Annotated in this window: 11 protein-coding genes; 6 read left to right on the plus strand and 5 right to left on the minus strand. The window is 45.3% G+C overall.

Features of this window, described 5'->3' with window-relative positions; translation table 11 throughout:
* The first annotated feature begins 148 nt into the window (after positions 1-148).
* Positions 149-790 carry an RNA ligase family protein gene (locus QUB14_RS08290; RefSeq protein WP_333216213.1) on the plus strand — a complete coding sequence of 214 codons (642 nt, stop codon included), beginning with the start codon at positions 149-151 and terminating at the stop codon, positions 788-790.
* Between the two features lie 127 nt (positions 791-917).
* Here the strand turns inward: QUB14_RS08290 and QUB14_RS08295 are convergent, their stop codons facing one another.
* From QUB14_RS08295 to QUB14_RS08315, 5 genes are all read right to left on the minus strand, one after another.
* Positions 918-6,254: a hypothetical protein gene (locus tag QUB14_RS08295; protein ID WP_333216211.1), complete on the minus strand. Its 5,337-nt coding sequence runs from the start codon at positions 6,252-6,254 to the stop codon at positions 918-920.
* 119 nt (positions 6,255-6,373) lie between these two features.
* Positions 6,374-6,604, minus strand: coding sequence for a hypothetical protein (locus QUB14_RS08300; protein WP_333105692.1), 231 nt, complete (start codon positions 6,602-6,604; stop codon positions 6,374-6,376).
* Positions 6,605-6,718: 114 nt separating this feature from the next.
* Complete coding sequence (locus QUB14_RS08305) at positions 6,719-7,912, minus strand: glutathione S-transferase family protein (RefSeq protein ID WP_333216209.1); 1,194 nt, start codon at positions 7,910-7,912, stop codon at positions 6,719-6,721.
* Between the two features lie 235 nt (positions 7,913-8,147).
* Entirely contained in the window at positions 8,148-9,029 is an 882-nt protein-coding gene (locus tag QUB14_RS08310; protein WP_445251822.1) for a tetratricopeptide repeat protein, read from the minus strand.
* A 357-nt stretch (positions 9,030-9,386) separates the two neighbouring features.
* Positions 9,387-12,644 (minus strand): ATP-binding protein, encoded by a 3,258-nt coding sequence (locus QUB14_RS08315; protein WP_333216206.1) that lies wholly within the window; start codon positions 12,642-12,644, stop codon positions 9,387-9,389.
* Between the two features lie 396 nt (positions 12,645-13,040).
* Between QUB14_RS08315 and QUB14_RS08320 the strand changes: the two genes are divergently transcribed.
* The 5 genes from QUB14_RS08320 to QUB14_RS28735 all read left to right on the plus strand — a co-directional run bounded on the left by QUB14_RS08320 (position 13,041) and on the right by QUB14_RS28735 (position 17,647).
* Positions 13,041-13,976 carry a circadian clock protein KaiA gene (locus QUB14_RS08320; protein ID WP_333216204.1) on the plus strand — a complete coding sequence of 312 codons (936 nt, stop codon included), beginning with the start codon at positions 13,041-13,043 and terminating at the stop codon, positions 13,974-13,976.
* Between the two features lie 188 nt (positions 13,977-14,164).
* Complete coding sequence (gene kaiB, locus QUB14_RS08325; protein ID WP_006632119.1) at positions 14,165-14,479, plus strand: circadian clock protein KaiB; 315 nt, start codon at positions 14,165-14,167, stop codon at positions 14,477-14,479.
* 354 nt (positions 14,480-14,833) lie between these two features.
* Positions 14,834-16,396 (plus strand): circadian clock protein KaiC, encoded by a 1,563-nt coding sequence (gene kaiC / locus QUB14_RS08330; protein WP_190734728.1) that lies wholly within the window; start codon positions 14,834-14,836, stop codon positions 16,394-16,396.
* 567 nt (positions 16,397-16,963) lie between these two features.
* The gene (locus QUB14_RS28730) at positions 16,964-17,350 is read left to right on the plus strand and encodes a hypothetical protein (protein ID WP_445251821.1); all 387 of its coding nucleotides are present in this window, start codon (positions 16,964-16,966) and stop codon (positions 17,348-17,350) included.
* Between the two features lie 78 nt (positions 17,351-17,428).
* Positions 17,429-17,647 (plus strand): EAL domain-containing protein, encoded by a 219-nt coding sequence (locus tag QUB14_RS28735; RefSeq protein ID WP_445251823.1) that lies wholly within the window; start codon positions 17,429-17,431, stop codon positions 17,645-17,647.
* Positions 17,648-17,751: the final 104 nt, after the last annotated feature.

Below are 17,751 nucleotides of genomic sequence, written 5' to 3' on the forward strand. Positions count from 1 at the left end.
GATATATATAGCAATCCTCCTGGATTTCGCTACGGGAAAAACCGCGATCGTTTTATGGCAAACGCTTTCGTCGGTTATGGCGTAAACTGAGAATAGTCTCTTTTGTTGCGGAGCGATCGTCTTCGAGGGCTTCACTAACGCACGACTTATGCTACTTGCCTATCCCAAAATTCCAGATAGTAAAAATTGCCCTAACGAACAATGTGTAGCTTTTGAGAAGTACGATGGCACTAATTTGCATTGGGTTTGGGAAGTTGAACTTGGTTGGTATGCTTTTGGTACGCGCCGCAGTAGATTTGATGTGGATGAGATGGGAATTGCAGAATTTAATGCTGCACATCCAGGTTTAGAAGAAGCACCGGAAATATTTAAAAGAGACTTTGCTAGTCCCTTAGAGTCTATATTTCGAGAGAACGAACAGTATCACTGCCCTGAAATTACTGTATTTACAGAGTTTTTGGGTGCTAACTCGTTTGCGGGAAAGCACAAAAAGGACGATCGCAAACAACTGGTGCTTTTTGATGTGGAAACTGAGACCGGTATGGTTGTTCCCGATCGGTTTATTCAGGATTTTGGTAAATTAAATATTGCGCGAGTGATTTATCGCGGCAAACTGACGGGCAAGTTTATGGACGATCTTCGCAAGGGGAAATACGGTGTGGATGAAGGTGTTGTGTGCAAGGGAGGCCGCAATGCTAATAATCTGTGGATGGTGAAGATTAAGACTGATGCGTATATGCAGAGATTGCAGCAAGCTTTTAAGGATGATTGGGAAAATTACTGGGAGTAATATAAAATCTGAAGACTAACTTTTTTCATGAATCGATCGAGTAGCGCGATCGTTAAAACCTCGTCTTTTGCTTGAGTACAATTAACCTTGTCGTTTTCTTCAACCTAATCTGGATTCAATACTTGGTTCAATCAGAGCCATGTGCTAAGGAATTAGCTATCTCATCCCCTAGTCTTCTTGCTCCTAGCGCGTCAATTTCCTGTAACTGCCCCAACAAAGTTCTCAGACCACTACGTCGAAGTGGGCTATGTATTATCCAACTGGGATCTGAATCCCAGAGTTCAGCAAGAAGTTGAACTAAAAGTTCACTTTCGTCATTTCTGCTAATGGGTAAGATTTCCGGGTTTTGAATGAGCCTTTTGAAAAGTAAACGGCGGAAGAGTCTATAATTCGTTGATTTGCCAACACGGTACAATTTTCTTCTTAACCACCAATCAGGAAGTAATACTTCTTGAAAACGCTCTAAAAACTCCATAAGCCATTGATCTGCTTGAGTTGCATACTTAAGATTTTCCTGAGACCATTGCCACAGCAGGTCAATCAATTTTTCCCAAATATCCCTGACGCTACCGAAGCATCGCAGATTTGACTCCTCCTGGTTTCTAAGGTCAAAAAGATATTCTCCCACTGTACAAGCTGTGTATTTTCTAAATGAGTGGTCAATTATATCCGAAGAATTGCCCTCAACAATGCAGTAACTCAAAGCATCTACAACATGACCTAAAACAATACAATCTACTATGTTAACATTTTTGAGAACCTGGAGAATTACATTAATTCGTCTAGCAACTTCGGTAGAAGTGGATTTTACTATTGTATCTATTATTTGAGATTGAGCTGAAGAAAGTTGTGTTTCTACAGAATCATTTCCATCCTCTTCTTGCTCTGCTTTGTTATCTACATAAACTGTTGCCCTTTCGTGAAACAAAGCAAAAAGCACTTGTTCGCGTAATAAACTGATTAAATCCAGCTCTCTCTCGCTATCTGGCTTTGCTTCTAGCACCGGAATCAAGGCTGCTGCTAAAAAATCCCAATCCAAGTAATTGTGTAACCAGCGAGGTTGTTGTTGCAGAGGTTGGAGCAGCATTTCTGGCATCCATTGAGAAGCATCAATTATAGAAATCAGTAGATTGCTTTTCTCCTCAAACTCATTTTGAAAACTAGACCATGCCTCTTCAATTTGAGGATCTTCTCCTTTGCTTATTTCTTCATCAATAAATTCCGGACGCGGAACTAGATAAGACCCATCTGGGTTAGCAAAATTTTGGATAACCTTAGCATAGGATACTGCATGAGTCAGGGAAATGAGGCGGGCTATTCGGGGTACAATATTGATGAGTTCTTGGGTGAGAGGGTGAACAAGCCCATATTCTCTCATCCATGAACTCATAAAAGCAGATGTATTGCAATTGCGGACACCAATAAAGCAACGGAAAGCAGATGATCGAAGTAAGGTTTCAGATTTGCATCTTCGCAGTAATTTAGGGGCTGCATGAGCGATAAAAGCTTCACCATCTCTATTATAATTCTGACAACGACTGCCGTCATCTAAACTTATAGGTAGATTAGAAAAATCACTAGCATAATCAGTGAGATAGTTCTCCAGTTCTGGGTTGAGATTATCAATAGGAAACTCTAGAAGAACAGCAATGGTTGCCCAAATTGTATCGATCAAAGCTTTTTTACCCAAGCGTTCTTGTATAAAAGTAAGCGGTTCTTCACTGGTCAGAAGAGTAACAAACTCCCTATGTAGTTCCGGTGTCTTTTGCAACTCACCATCTAGAATTTTTCGGCACATCATTACGATTTGAAGATGCTGAAGATTCCAAAGGGCAGATTCGGCTTGAGCCTCAACTTCAGTATCTTCAGGTAGAGTACCGACGAAACCAAAGCTTCTAGTTCCATGTTCATCCTTTTCCGACAGCCAGTTGTTGCCCTCAAACCAAGCTCGGATTTTTAATGCACGATACCGACTGACCGCTGGAATAAAATTAAGTTGGTGATTATCCCAGTCTGCCAAAATCTGAGATGTTGCATCAAAAGGAATGTCTCCCTCTAGCCACATTCGGAGTGCTATCTCTAAAAGGGGTATTTTCCTGTGAGATAACTGATGAAATTCAGCTAACTCTTGATATTGTTCCTGTGACAGTCGGTTCCATGCCTTCAAAGAATCGAAGGCAAAATCTTGTCCCTGATCAATTAATTCAATCTCTAACCATACCCAAAGTTGTAATGACGACTGTAGAGGTAGTAAGGAACCTTTCAAAAGATTGGGATCGCATTTAGCCAGCGAAATGAGTACCCCAAGCATTGCAACAGTGTCAGCACGCTCAAAGATAATTGATATAGAACGTTCGAGTGCTGCTTTAGTCGGACGACTGTAGAGCCATCCCTCCAGCGTCATTAAGAAACAAGCGACAATATTTGGTGACCAAGTATACTTGCGATGCCAGTACAGAGCATGACGACCACCTTTGAAGTGTTTTCTGTTCTCGCCAATAAGCAAAGTTACGCCATCAGTATCAGTTTTAAGATTTCCCTCCAGTTTGTTCTTTGCCCAGCGATGCTCATGCCAGTAATCTGTGGCTACCTTACAAAGGGTTGCAATAACATCAATGGCAACAAATTCATTAATTTGTAAGAGAGACAGGAGCGGAATAAACTTGAATGTACAGACATCAATCTCGTCTGAGCCTTTTGTTCCGAGAGAATTGATTAGCCTATCATGGTCATTATCAAATTCATAATGATAACCTGGCGGTGAAATAGTCAGAGCTAAAAGTAATTCAGCACCGAGTTGTGGATTAACACTAACTACATAATTGAGATATAGACCTCCTTGCTTGAGCATGAATTTGCGAAAGTTATTATTAACTTTTCCTGATGGCCCTTTTGGATGTGGAGGCTCAAGCACACCTACACCAGGTCTAATTAGAGAAAGAGAGGTTTCAGTTGCTTCTAATCTATTTGCTGGTGTAATCTGTCGTCCTGCCAAAACTTTCAAAAACCAGGCTGAACGTTCTGGAATAATCTTGAGCGCAAAAACTATACAGGCAAAAGCATTTGATGAAAAATCACGTAAATAGTATTGCTTTTTATGGACAGGGAAGGGTAACACTCCTTTCTGTCTTAGCTCGATTATCTGGTTTAGGTCTTCCCAACTGTCTACTCGCGCTTCTGGTACAGGATCGGGTGGATCAGGATCGGGCAGCAATATTCTTTGCAGCAAGTTAAGGACAAACTCTGCAACCTCAACCCGCAAAGAAAATTTTTCTGCAAATATTCCCCAGTTCAGCCAAGCCTCAGCCGCTCTGAAAACTAAACAAGATTCCTCGATTACAGTCTCTGGATTTTGAGATAAAAGCCATCGCCATACAGGTTCCCACAAATCTGCTTTTGGAATTCCTGTTATCTGCTCTTGTATGGTCAGCCTTGTTCCCGCAGACGTAGATTCAGAAATTCCTGCAAGGGCTGGATTGGGAAAAGTTGCGATCGCTAGAAGACGAGAGATGAGATGCTTGATGAAAAAAGGAAGGTGTTCGCCGGAACAGCCTTGAAGAACTGAACTTGGCTGTCTGCTCAAGATCGCGCCATCGAGAAGTAAGTCAATAAGCTGTAAATGATTACCTTCCTTTGCCTCTTGAAGCAATTCCTGCCATGTTTCACTCTCTTCTGATTCCATCGCAAGATACAAAGCAAACCAGCGCACTGGCTGAGACCAAAGAGGATTTCTCAACGTCGTCGCAAGCTCACGGACATCTAGTTCGCGACGTTTCCCCAGAAGGTAGCGAAACCTTGCACAATCTCCTACAAAACGGTGTGTGACAGCTACTTTTTCCTCTGCAACTCGAAGACAGTCTCGCCGCACCAAGGTATCTAGAATTTGGGAATTAATCCCAGAGTCATAGAGAGACAGATCAGGAGTAAATTTATTGGCTAAGGAAAGCGCTGTGCCAATTAGCGCACGACCTTCTTGACTGTCATCACGTCCATTTCCTACATGAGAGCGCCAGAACCAAGCAAGCAGGTCTAGGTCATTTTGGAAGGCTGAAGTATTGATAACATCCTGCTGAACGCTACTAATCAGCCAGTCAAGAAGCTTAAGGTTCAAGGCAGGCCCAAACTCATCAGCGCGTTGAACAAGACTAGCAACGTCGGCTGGTAAAGTATGAGATGACTGAAGATCGTTAATAGGTAGTTGTGGTAACTTAACAACATTAATAGAAAGTTCTGCGCCAAGTCGAGCATCAATTTTGTCACGAACTCGGCGTTCCGCATCTAGATGCGCCACGAGAACGAAACGTACATCCGTTGATGTCTCGCTAGCCAAAGCATTTTGAAGAAGGTTAAGTACACAATCAAAGCTTTGATCATTGACATCACTCAGGTCATCTATGATGATGATGGGCTTCTCAATTACCTGAGCTGTTAAGAGTTCATCAATACGTCTTGTATCTCGGCTAGATGTGGAGTCTGGGGTTTCTGTGAAGGAAATAATATCAGAGGGATGGAGAAATAAGCGCGTATAATCTTGAAACCTTGTTTGCATACCCAGCTTGCAAAGTGCTGATTTTCCAGATCCCGATGACCCGATGAGAAGGGTTATCCGCTTCGTGAGTACAGAGGCTTGTAGCTGTGAGAGTAAATCTGTTCTGGGTAGAGATAGACTGCCACCGAGTGTATGTCGAACAGCACGAAGTCGATAGCGCGATTGGCTTAATAATCTTGCCTGTGTTGCTCGGAACGCTTCCAAGCTTTGATCATTTATGAGTTCCCGCCATATAAGAGCGCTTATACGCTCAGGAGATAAGCCTGAACCAAGTTGAAGAAGATAGCCTAACCATCGTCCTATAGTTGTTTCTGTATCCTCATCCCGTGAAAGATTTTCTAACTCAGTCGTTAAGTCGGTTCTTGGGTCTGAAACAAGCTCATAACTGACACGAGCTTTAAATTTAGCAAGTTTTTTAGAGTCTTTTTCTTTTGATTTAGTCCCCCACCCATGAATAACGTCATCGGTATTTCTATCGTTTTTAATTTCCTCGTTATTTCCAGAGATTATGAACCGTAAATGTTCTACCAACTCTGGTGTACGTTCAGAAGCAAGATTGAAAATTTTCCAAAGTTCTTCAAGCGCTTTACTAACAGCACTGTCTGAAAGAGTTTGTTTGACTTGTGTCAGAGTAACAAATTTACCTGATTCAGTAATGTCTGAAATGGCTTCTGCGAGAATTTTATGCGCTGTATTTGGGTCTTGGCGCTCGGCTTCTGAAGCTTCTTTCCATTGACGAACAATTTTCAGCAGGGTCAACAGGAATTGGTAATCAAATCCGCTCAAAGCCAGTAAACCACCCTCTGCTTGCTTAGGATAAAATTCCTCCCAAGCATTTCGTAGCTCATCTAACTGAGAGAGCAGATTTATTTCGGAGGATGTTACAGTCGGGCTTGTTGTTTCGCTATTGACCATGCCTAATCCTAACTTTTCCTATAAAAGTTTGTTGCCCCTTTGGACTTAAAGAGTAGTTCCTGAAATAATTACCGCCGATCGACTCTTGCGGATTTCTGTACCGACTCAGGGATCGAAATTCACGAGCCAGATGCTTCCCAGTCGGTAATCGCTGCTTGCTGCCATGCTCGATCCTCATCGGTTAATTGATCGCTCAGTTCATCCAGCAATAAACAGGCTTCTACCATTGCCTGCTGTTCTTGTTGTTTGCGCCACGCTTGCAATAAAATCTCAATTAGCCGACTGCGATTTTCTACACGATTGTCAATGTAACGCACTAGCTCATCTGGCAAAGAGATAGATACTTTCATATTATTTATGCCACTTTTAATACCATTGGTCGCACAACGATCGAGCAGATAGCAAGCAGATGAAGTAAAGCAGCAGCAACGCCCATTCCGTCTGATTCCGATCTACCCAGAATCCTACACAAAATTAGCCGGATCTTGATCTCGCCGATGCTTCAGCAGAATCGGAGAACCTTGGCCATCACCCACCAAAGCCGCCGTTTCCTCCAAGGCTTCCCTCAATCGCTTGGCCGCGTAGATGGACATATCACGGGGCACATTCACCCGATCGCGCAAATACCGCAAAGCCGAATCAGAACCAGCCGGCGGCGTAGAAACTTCGCCAGTCATCATCAAAGTTAAAGCACAACGCAAAGCCTCATCAAATAAATTGTCATCAGCAGGATTGACTCGAACGATGTTGCGGTGGTGCTTAATGACGCGATGAAGTGCTTCAGCGCGGGAGGTTTCCGGTTCTGGATACATCACATCCGGGAGTCCAGCCCAAGGCCCATTATCCACGCGGGCTTTGTTGAGTAGCATCTGAGGTTCTCCGTTTTCATAACACCCGCCCATCTGAGGCGGTAAATCGTGGACGTGGGTGTGAAAATCGCTCTGAGTGCCGCGATAGGTAGGGCGGGTTTCCATCGCGGCAAACCAGTCAGCAAAGCGCGGGTTTTCTTCCCGCATCGAGTAGCCCTTGTAGTAGTAAAGACTGGCATTCATGCGTTCGACGTAGGGCGTAAAGATGACATCCGCAGTGCCAAATTCATCGAGGAAATAAGGCCCCGGAGTGCTAGCCAAGGCTGCTTCTACCTGGGTGACGACGCTGATAAATTGGTTGCGGTTGTGTTGTTCTACTTTGACTGAACTTGCTGGGTAGCACAGCCAAGAGCACCAGGCCCTAAACAGCAGTCGCTCTAAGCGTCGCATGGGTATTACTGCGGGGTTTTCCATGCCCAAACCCAAGGGGCCATAGACTCGTTCGAGGGCGATTAAGATATCATCGCTTTCGGTGATGATACGGCCGTCTAGTTCGATCGCCGGTAGCATTCCCGATGGCACTTTGCGCTTGTACCAGCTTTCTTTTTCCCCATAGCAGAACATAGTAACTTTCTCAATGCGATAGGGGATTTGTTTTTCTTCTAACCACAACCAGATTTTTTGGCAATAGGGACACCAAGCATGGTTATCGCGGTACAGGGTGACTCGCACATCGGATTCGGTTTTGCCAAACAGGCGCAACCGGGATTGAGCGTTGGTTGGCCCGTTGACGCGATCGATTTGAAAGTCTGTGAGGGCTTCTAATTCTGTCCAGCTTAGAGGGGTCATGCGATTTTAGATTTTAGATTTTAGATTTTAGATTGGAGAATTGAAGACAGCGACTGCTTCGTGGCAATAATAGAACTTACGCAGCAACTCTATCTGTAGGGTGCGCTGTGCGCGCACCTTACCCCTACCCATAGCGCATTCAACTATTTTTTGGTCTTAGTCCTGAATAAGATAGTTGGTTATCCGTTAAAAAAGGCTTTGAGGACTTCAGTCCTCACTACCAACTTAACTACAATTAAGGCGACATTTGGGTAGGGGGTGGGGCGTCTTGAATTTTAGCCAGTGCTGCTTTCATTTCAGGAGTGGCTAGCAACTTTTGGGTATCTGCGATTAAACGATCGCCCCAGAGGTTTTCTTTGAGATATTCTACGGTAGCATAGCGTTTGTCGAGTTTCAGAGCTGCTTCTCCCATCGCTAAGCCTTTTGCTTTGTCGCCTTTGCCGTAGAGTGCTACTGCTAGAGCTAGCATTGCTTCGGCTGCTTTGTCGTCGATGGCGATCGCCTGTTCCCAGCGTTTAATGGCGCTATCAACATCTCCCATTTCGTATTTCACTAATCCGATATTGTTAATAGCCGGCCACAGGTTTTTTTCTAAAGCAAAGGCTTTTTCGTATTGGGCGATCGCCTGATCGAACCGCTTCAACTTATAAAAAGCATTGCCTAAATCAAATAATGCACCTGGAGTGTCGGGTTTTAATTTTAACCCTGCTTGCAAATATTCGGCTGCTTTCTCGTAGTTCGCTTTGCGAAAGTGAGCTTCTCCCAAGACAAATTTAATTGAGGGATTTTCTGGCGACAGAGATTGAGCTTGCCCCAAAGCTTCAATACCTTTGTCAAACTCCTCGACTTGAAGGTACAAGCTGCCTAACAAAGTCCAAGTTTGAGCATTTTTGGGGGCTAACTGTGTGGCGAGTTCGGCTCTGGGGACGGCGAGTTGGTACTGCTGGAGTCTGGCTAGCTGGACGGCTTCTTCTGCAAGGCTCAAGGCCGTTTGTTCGAGTTGGGCCGAGTCGATTTGCAGGGTGTAAGGCAGGAGTGCCTGTGCAACAGCAGGCTCGGGCATTGCCCCCAAACCGAGTGCGAGTAGCAGAGATATTAAAGGAATGCGATTAGGCACTGTACAGCCCCAGAAAAAAATATAAGGGTTTCTCGATCGCCTATAATAACTCATATTTTTGAGTTTTGATATTGCTTCTTGACTCGCAACACTTCGGGGTTTTCATTTAAATACTTCTCAAATTCTGTTTGCACTCAGGGTAGCCGTTTTTCTTCACTGTTTTATAGACGACTGAGAACCTCACTACAAATAGGCAAAATTCTGAGTTATTAGCAACTTGAATGAGTTAATAAATAACGCTTCGCTGTTGACAGTTAAAGAGTTTCCCAATCAGTTTAACCTCAAAAATAAGAGTGGATTTTTACGGATTTAGAGACGAGTGAATTCCTAACTAAAAATCGAGTAAATTCTTAATTTTTACGAACTTGAGTGATTTAATAAAGTCTGTTGAATTTTGTCTAACAATTGTGCTGCCGATAAGGAAGAAGGCAAAATTTTGGCAGATACTTCTTGCAGGAGAAAGTCGATCGCCTCGGATTCCGAATTTACAGCAGACCGATAATCCCAGACTAAAATTGGCAGCTTTACTGCCATTTGGCGCAAGTTCGATAGCGCCTGCAACATAGCGGGGGATTCTGAGGGGGCATCTCGCAAACACAGCAAAACTAAGTCAACGCTTTGATATTGCAACTGCTGCAAAACTTCTGTCCAGCAGGAAGCGATCGACCCTCGAAATCCTGCGGTGTGGATGTACTGAATCAAAGCTTGAAAGTTAGGAGTAGAAAACTGGGAATTGGGGAGGGGAATCTCGGCATTTGTCGATCGATCGCAATGTTCCAATTCTTCCGTCGGGTTCCCCCCAGAAGAGGAGTGCAAATCGGGTAAAGTCGAAATGTCTGCAAATAAAATGCTGGGCTTCCAACTCATGCCAGCAGCAACTTGAATCACTTGCCACAAAGCACTTGGTACCAACCCGGTAGGTGAAGTTTCACTGTCGCCAGGAGTGCTAGTGGCTAAACAGGGAAATACCGACAATCCTTTGACTTGATTTGCCAGTTGCGTAGTTGGAGGGTCTAAAGTCACCAAGGGGAGAGAACCCAAATTTCGAGACCGGCTTAACTGTTGGATAAAAGCTAAGGGGTTTTGCAGTTGACTTGTACCGTCCAAGACGATCGCGTCGGGCCGCCAAATTCTGGCCACGAGTTCTGCTTGGCCGAGGTCGTCTGCTTCTAAAACCCGGCAGTAGTTGGGGTTGAGCAGTAAAGCGGAACCTTGAGACGAACTGTTTTGCGGGCTGAGCCACAACACGGTTAAAGAACTCTTCACTTTGGGGCTGCTAGCATTACTGTGACCGATCAAGTCTGCCAGCAGCCGGCGCAAAGCGGGTTCTTCCACCGGCAAGCTCAAAAAGCCTTCGGCTCTGTTGACACTGGCCCGTTCTTTTTCGCCTCTGGTGGCCGTGACGATCGCCGGAATCGATCGGGTATCCGGGTCACTCTTGAGCAGCGTCAGCACGTCCCAACCCGACAGCAGCGGCAGCAGCGGGTTGAGGAAAATCGCTTCGGGACTGAACCTGCGAGCTTTTTCCAGCGCTTCGGTGCCGGAACGGGCGACTATTACTTGGTAGCCCAAACCTGAGATGACGTTGGTTAAATCTTCGATATATTTGGGAACGGCTTCGACTATTAATACTAAACGAGAGCGAGAATTGGCGCTCAGAGTCGGATATTGGGGTTTTAATAATTCTTCCTCAGCGGCTTCCTGTGCCGGGATTTCTTCGCTGCTGTTTCCCGGAGGATTTGGTGGCAGCAGCAGGGTAAATTGAGAGCCTTGGTTTTCTGAGGAAATAAACGAAACGTCCCCGCCGTGGAGCCGAGCTAGGCGTTGAGTCAGTACCAGTCCCAGTCCGGTTCCTTGAAAGCGCCTGGTGAGGGGGCTTTCTAGCTGTTGGAATTTCTGAAAGATCAGGTGCTGTTTGTCGGCGGGGATGCCGATGCCAGTGTCCCAAACAGTGAATGCGATCCAGCCTTCCCAAACATTTACTTTCAATCCGATTTTGCCGCCGAGTTCGGTGAATTTTAGGGCATTGGAAAGGAGGTTAACCAGCATTTGCCGCAGCCGCAGTTCGTCGGCAATTAAGTGGCTCAGTCCCGGTTCTATTTCGAGTGTAAACTCTATTTGGGCGGATGGTTCTGCGTTTGCTGTACCGTCCGTTTTGCTGGGGGCGGGAGGGTTTTTTTCTTCTTGCTGTTGCAGTTGTTTTGCTTGTTCAAAGGCTCTGTGGCAGGTTGATGCTATTTCGACTGCTTCGGGAATTAGTTCTAGCTGCCCGGTTTCCATCCGGGTCAAGTCTAATATATCGTTAACAATTGTCATCAAATGCCGCCCGCTTTTATGGATTAGTTTGGCGTAGCGTGTTTGGCGGTCGTTGAGTTCTCCGATCAATTTATCTTTGAGGAGGCTGGACAAACCGAGGACGGCGGTGAGCGGGGTTTTTAGTTCGTGGCTGATGCAGGATAAAAATTCGTCTTTGAGTCGGTTGAGGTGGATTAAATCTGCGTTTTTCGCTGCTAGTTCTTTGGCGACTAAATGTTCTTCGGTGACATCTTGTCCCATTACTAAAATTAGCTGGTCTGAGAGCGGTTGTTTGACAAATTGCCAGATCCGTTCTTGACCTTTTTGTACGGGGCACTCGCAAATGTAGGTGTCTGGTTTGCCGGCGATGGGACACCAAGCTGGAGTGGTTAATGTTGAGGGGGAGGCTGCAGCGTACAGGGGCAGCGGGCAACTGGTGGCTGCGGTTGAATCACGCGCGGCGAAGCTATCCCGCAGGGAATCGTCCGCTCTACTTGCTCCTACTAGGCTCCTGCAGTCTGTGGTGATGCCCTCTAACTGCACGCTCTTGTATTCGCTTGTTAAATGGCTTGGTTTGCGGGGCGAGTGTTTACCCAAATTTGCTGCTGGTTCTGGAACTGGTTCTGGGCCTGCTCCCAGCAAAATCCGCCACGCTGCGTTTTGGCTGACTATTTGTGCGGTGGGGGTTTGCAATCTCAGGGGCAGGGGCAGTTTTTCCAGTAGTTGGACTAGGGAGTTCAGGTTTTCCGAAGGTTTCAATCCTGCTTCTAGAAAGCGCACTTGAGCGTCTAGGGCGCTGGCGATGGCTTGGGAAATCGGCCTTAATTCGATTTCTTTGACTGCTGTGGCCTGCTCTGTGAGGCTGCAGAACGAGCTGCTGTTGAGTGCGGCGAATTGCAGCAGGCTCAGGCTGTCTAGCATTCCTAAAAATTGACCGCTGGCATCTGTCAGGGCGATCGGGTTGTTTGATGAAACGCCGGCGGTTTGGCGGTTTGGCCGGCCTGGGATGTTCTGTTCCTCTGTTTGCAGGTACTGCCAGAATTCGCTGACGCTCATAGCGGCTGGTAATGCCCTGACTGGTTCGATCGCGATCGGGCTTTCTGACAAAGGTTGCTGCCCGTCGTTTGTGCGATCGGCCGCCCGGGCCCAAAGGCTGCGGAGGTAAACTAATCCCACCGGCTGTAGCTGTTCGTTGACTACTGCGACTCGATCGCAGTTGCAGGAGCTGAAGATTGACTGCAGCGATTCTAGCGCTGCTGTTTGGAGGCACAGCGGCACTGGCTCGATAAAATTTTTGATACTGGGGCTGGTGAGTGGCATAACAAACCTGAGAGTCTGCTCGCGAGAGCAGTAATATTTTTGATTCTCAATGTAGCTGCGGATTTCTGTATCTTATTTGTTTTATATCAGTTCCCTATCAGGCCCGGGATCTGCACCGAGACCTGGGAGTTCGATGCCTACACCTGATTTGAGGCGACTAACAATTATTTTAAGGCTTAAGCTTAATTGCAGAAATCACGCTCAGGGTGCTTGACACAAAAACCACCGAGTAAACTTTGATTCTTCCTCTGGTAGAAGCGCATCACTTATTTTGCGGTTAAGATTGGTTAAAATAAATGTTGAGATGATTGTTAAAATGTTAAGTTTTTTGTAAAGGAGATATCAACTCTGAGCGAGCCAGCACTTTCAGGCAACTTAGGTGGTGCACCTACAGCTTTGCTTCCTCAACTTTCTATCGGTATTTTTGTCCGCTCTGAGGAAATCGCAGCCTCTGCGATTGAGCTTTTGAGGGGCGATCGCTATGCTTTAACCCACATTAAGTCGGCAGGGGAGTTTTTGGGGTTCCTCAAGCACAATTATCACCTTGATTGTTTGGTTTTGGAGGTGGATGGGGATCTGCGATCGCTTCTGGGTAAGCTGCAAGAACGATCGCTCTTTTTGCCTGCTGTGATTTTTTCGCCTCACGCGGACGTAGATGGCAGACCAGAAGCACCATATTCAGATGGTTTTGAGGCCGCAGCCAGTACCGCCAACAAGAGTCAAGACGAAAGCTGTCCTTTTTTTTATCACCCTGGTGAGGTGCAACTGGCAATCGCTCGATCGAGCGAAATAGCTGCCGGTATCGAGCGGGCGATCGCACAATTTCTAAAACTTTCAACTCCGGTTCCTGTCAATTACCAATCCGTAACGGTCGATGCGACAGCCCAATTGACTGCTCAAAGTTTGCTCAGCCGACAGCAGCGGCGGCTGGCGGAAAAATTACGGGAGCGATTAGGATACTTAGGTGTGTATTATAAAAGAAATTCCCAGATTTTTTTGAAAAATCTGTCGGGATCTGAGAAACAAAAGTTTTTGGAGCAACTCAAGTCGAGTTATCGCGACATCCTTTTGAATTATTTTTCTCAAGATACTGCGGTCAACAATCAAATAGATGAATTTGTGAATTTGGCTTTTTTTGCTGACGTTCCCGTGACTCAAATTGTAGAAATTCACATGGAATTGATAGACGAGTTTGCTAAACAGCTAAAAATAGAAGGGCGCAGCGAGGAAATATTGCTCGATTACCGCTTGACTCTGATTGACGCGATCGCTCATATGTGCGAGATGTATCGGCGATCGATTCCGAAAGAGACCTCTCCAGGTAGAATGTAGAAGGGATTCGGCATAATTTAAGAAAGAAAAGGTAGAAGGTAGAATCTAACAAAAAAGAAAGGAGCCGAGAAACGGCCGCGCGAGCGCGAGGCGGAAATTATTATAAAATAACAAAGAACAGCGGATTTAAGACAAATAACAACTACAACTAACATCTGGCAACTAATACTCAACATTTAAAAAAGTTCATGAGTCCTCTGAAGAAAACCTACGTTCTGAAGCTGTACGTGGCGGGGAATACTCCCAACTCCGTGCGAGCTTTGAAAACCCTAAAGGACATCCTAGAACAAGAATTTCAAGGCGTCTACGCGCTGAAAGTCATAGATGTTCTCAAAAATCCTCAGCTAGCAGAAGAGGACAAAATATTGGCAACCCCAACGCTGGCCAAAATCCTGCCGCCGCCGGTGCGAAAAATTATTGGCGATTTGTCCGATCGCGAGAAAGTTCTGATAGGATTAGATTTGCTCTATGAAGAACTTCGCGAAGAAGACCTGAATTCATAAGATAATCAGGTGAGAGTCAGTCGATTTTAGATTTGAGACTTCGGTTTGGCGTGAAACGTTCGGCGAGCGCGAGCGTCGAAGCGTCGAGTCGCGCTCAGTCGAACGATTTTAGATTTTAGATTTTAGATTTACTCAACAGATGAATCTGGGAGGTTGAACAAAAGTCTAAAATTTTTATCTTTCCACGACAGGAGTACGTGGCACGGTATCGGTTTTTGGGGGGGGGTCATTAGTCAGCAGTCAGCAGTCATTAGTTATTGAGCAAGAGCCAAAACTAAAAGCTGGGTACAAAGACTCATGATCGGCGGTTAAGGAGTGACAACTAAAGAATACTGAGAGTTGACAAAAATCGATATGAATGAAATTAGTCAAACGGTTCAACGAGAAGGATTGGGAACGGCAGGAGTTGAAAAAATTCGCACGATGATTGAGGGTTTCGATGACATCAGTCACGGCGGAATGCCGCTCGGCCGAACCACCCTAGTCAGCGGCACGTCAGGAACGGGAAAAACTTTATTTGCCGTACAATTTCTCTATAATGGAATTACCCATTTTGACGAAGCTGGAGTTTTCGTAACTTTTGAAGAATCTCCAGCAGATATTATTAAAAATGCTTGCAGTTTCGGTTGGGATCTGGCACAGTTAATCGAGGAAGGCAAGCTATTTATTTTGGACGCTTCCCCGGACCCGGAAGGTCAAGATATCGTAGGCAATTTTGATTTATCTGCCTTAATCGAGCGAATCCAGTACGCCATTCGCAAGTACAAAGCCAAGCGGGTTTCTATAGATTCAGTGACCGCCGTATTTCAGCAGTACGATGCTGCATCGGTGGTGCGCCGAGAAATTTTCCGCTTAGTTGCGCGCCTCAAACAAGTCGGAGCAACTACAGTTATGACGACGGAACGGGTGGAAGAATACGGCCCGGTGGCGCGGTTTGGAGTGGAAGAATTTGTGTCGGATAATGTGGTGATTGTTCGCAACGTTTTGGAAGGGGAACGCCGCCGCCGCACCATGGAAATTTTGAAGTTGCGGGGTACAACTCACATGAAGGGCGAATATCCTTTTACTATGACTAATGACGGAATTAATATTTTCCCGTTGGGGGCGATGCGATTAACTCAAAAGTCTTCAAACGTGCGGGTTTCTTCCGGAGATAAAACTCTCGACGAGATGTGCGGTGGCGGTTTCTTCAAAGACTCGATTATTTTAGCTACGGGTGCAACGGGAACCGGCAAAACGCTGTTGGTGAGCAAGTTCTTGCAGAATGCTTGTATGAACGGCAATCGGGCGCTGCTGTTTGCCTATGAAGAGTCGCGTGCTCAGTTGTTCCGCAATGCTTATTCTTGGGGCATTGATTTTGAGGAAATGGAAGAGAAAGGAATGCTGAAGCTGCTGTGTACTTACCCGGAATCTGCCGGTTTGGAAGACCACTTGCAGACTATTAAATCAGAAATTGCTGAGTTCAAACCTTCTCGAATTGCTATAGACTCGCTGTCGGCCTTAGCTAGGGGTGTCAGCAATAATGCTTTCAGGCAATTTGTGATCGGAGTGACAGGTTTTGCGAAGCAGGAAGAAATAACCGGGTTTTTCACAAATACAAGCGACCAGTTTATGGGTGCTCATTCGATTACGGACTCCCATATTTCTACGATTACTGACACGATTATCATGCTGCAGTATGTAGAGATTCGAGGAGAAATGTCGCGGGCAATTAATGTGTTTAAGATGCGCGGTTCCTGGCACGATAAAGGAATCCGGGAATACACGATTACTGAAAGAGGGCCGCAAATTAAAGATTCGTTCCGTGGTTACGAACGGATTATCAGCGGTTCTCCGAGTCGGATTACGATTAATGAAAAGAGTGAGCTATCGCGGATTCTGCAGGGTGTGCAAGGCCAAGACGATGAGGATATTTGAGATTTAACAGTCATTCTTTATTAAAAGTAGGTTGGGTTGAGCTAGGAAACCCAACTTTTTTAAGTTGAGGAGCTTGTGAAAATTTATAGCAACCGCGACAATGTTTTGGAGGTTCTTAATTGCTGAAATAGGAGCTTTTATTGCCTTCTGCATCAGCGCCTTTTGCTATAGCAATCCCACTAAATAGGTTTTGGTAAAAATCTAGGGGTAAGCTGTTGTCCCTCTAAATTGTATATTTCAATGATATCTCAAAAATCATAAAATCCTCTCTCTATCCGATTCTCGAACATAACAGAAAATCTTTCTGGCCTAGCAGCTTAGTGCCGCATCGTGCCTATCCCTACTACCCCTAGATTAGGGGAACTAGGGGGGATTACTTCTACAAAAATATTAATAATAATTTTCTTTTCAAAAATCATTATTTACACCTCATCAGCAGTATTGGCGTCTCCCTAGATCCACAAGATGAAATGAAGTTCGATAGCTTGCTAAAAAATGCAGATATTTCCCTATATTACGTTAAGGAATCGGGCTCAATACCTATAGTTTTTACACAGCCACAATACCTTGGGCCAAATCCAATACCCTGGCGATCGCAAATCTCTTGAATTGTGCTTGGAAAGCCAATACTTGCTGTACGATAAACCTCAGCTCGATTGGCAAACAGGTAGCCTTGCTGGTGTTAAAGTTATAGTAGGAGGATATTCTCCTGAACGAGGTTGGATTCATCGCCATCGATGTATTCCCATCGCCGAAAAAACAGGATTGATTTTACCCGAAGAGCAAATGGATTTTAGAGCAAGCTTGCTGGAATATCAGCAGTGGCTAGCAGCAAAACTAATTCTTCCTAATATCGCGGTGAATCTGTCGGCACGTCAACTCAGCCAACCGACTTTAATCGCTAAGAGCGATCGCCTCCTTGAGCGCACCGATATGAAGCCAAAATATCCATAGCTAGAGATTACGGGAACGGCAATAATGCTTAATGTTGACATTACCTACAATCTTTTGAGCCAATGATCGGAGCATAATATTGAGATTTATGTCGATGATTTTGCGACTGGCTATGCTGCTTTTAACAACCTGAAAAATTTTCCGGTGAAGTCGCTCAAAATTGATCGCTCATTTGTCAGCGATTTAGCCAACGCTCCGATCGCTCGCGGAATTGCCCAACCCATAGTTGTAATCCCACATGGCTTAAATGTGAGCACAATTGCCGAAGGAATTGAAACCCCAGCGCAATTGCAATAGTTACAAGCGATCGATCGCGTGTGAAATTGGGAAGTGCTGTATGTTTAGCCAGCCTGTCAGTGCTGAGGTTGCCACTCAATTAATCCGACATCCTGAATTGTTGT

Source organism: Microcoleus sp. B3-D2 (assembly GCF_036705345.1).
In the GTDB taxonomy this organism is placed as follows: Bacteria; Cyanobacteriota; Cyanobacteriia; order Cyanobacteriales; family Microcoleaceae; genus Microcoleus.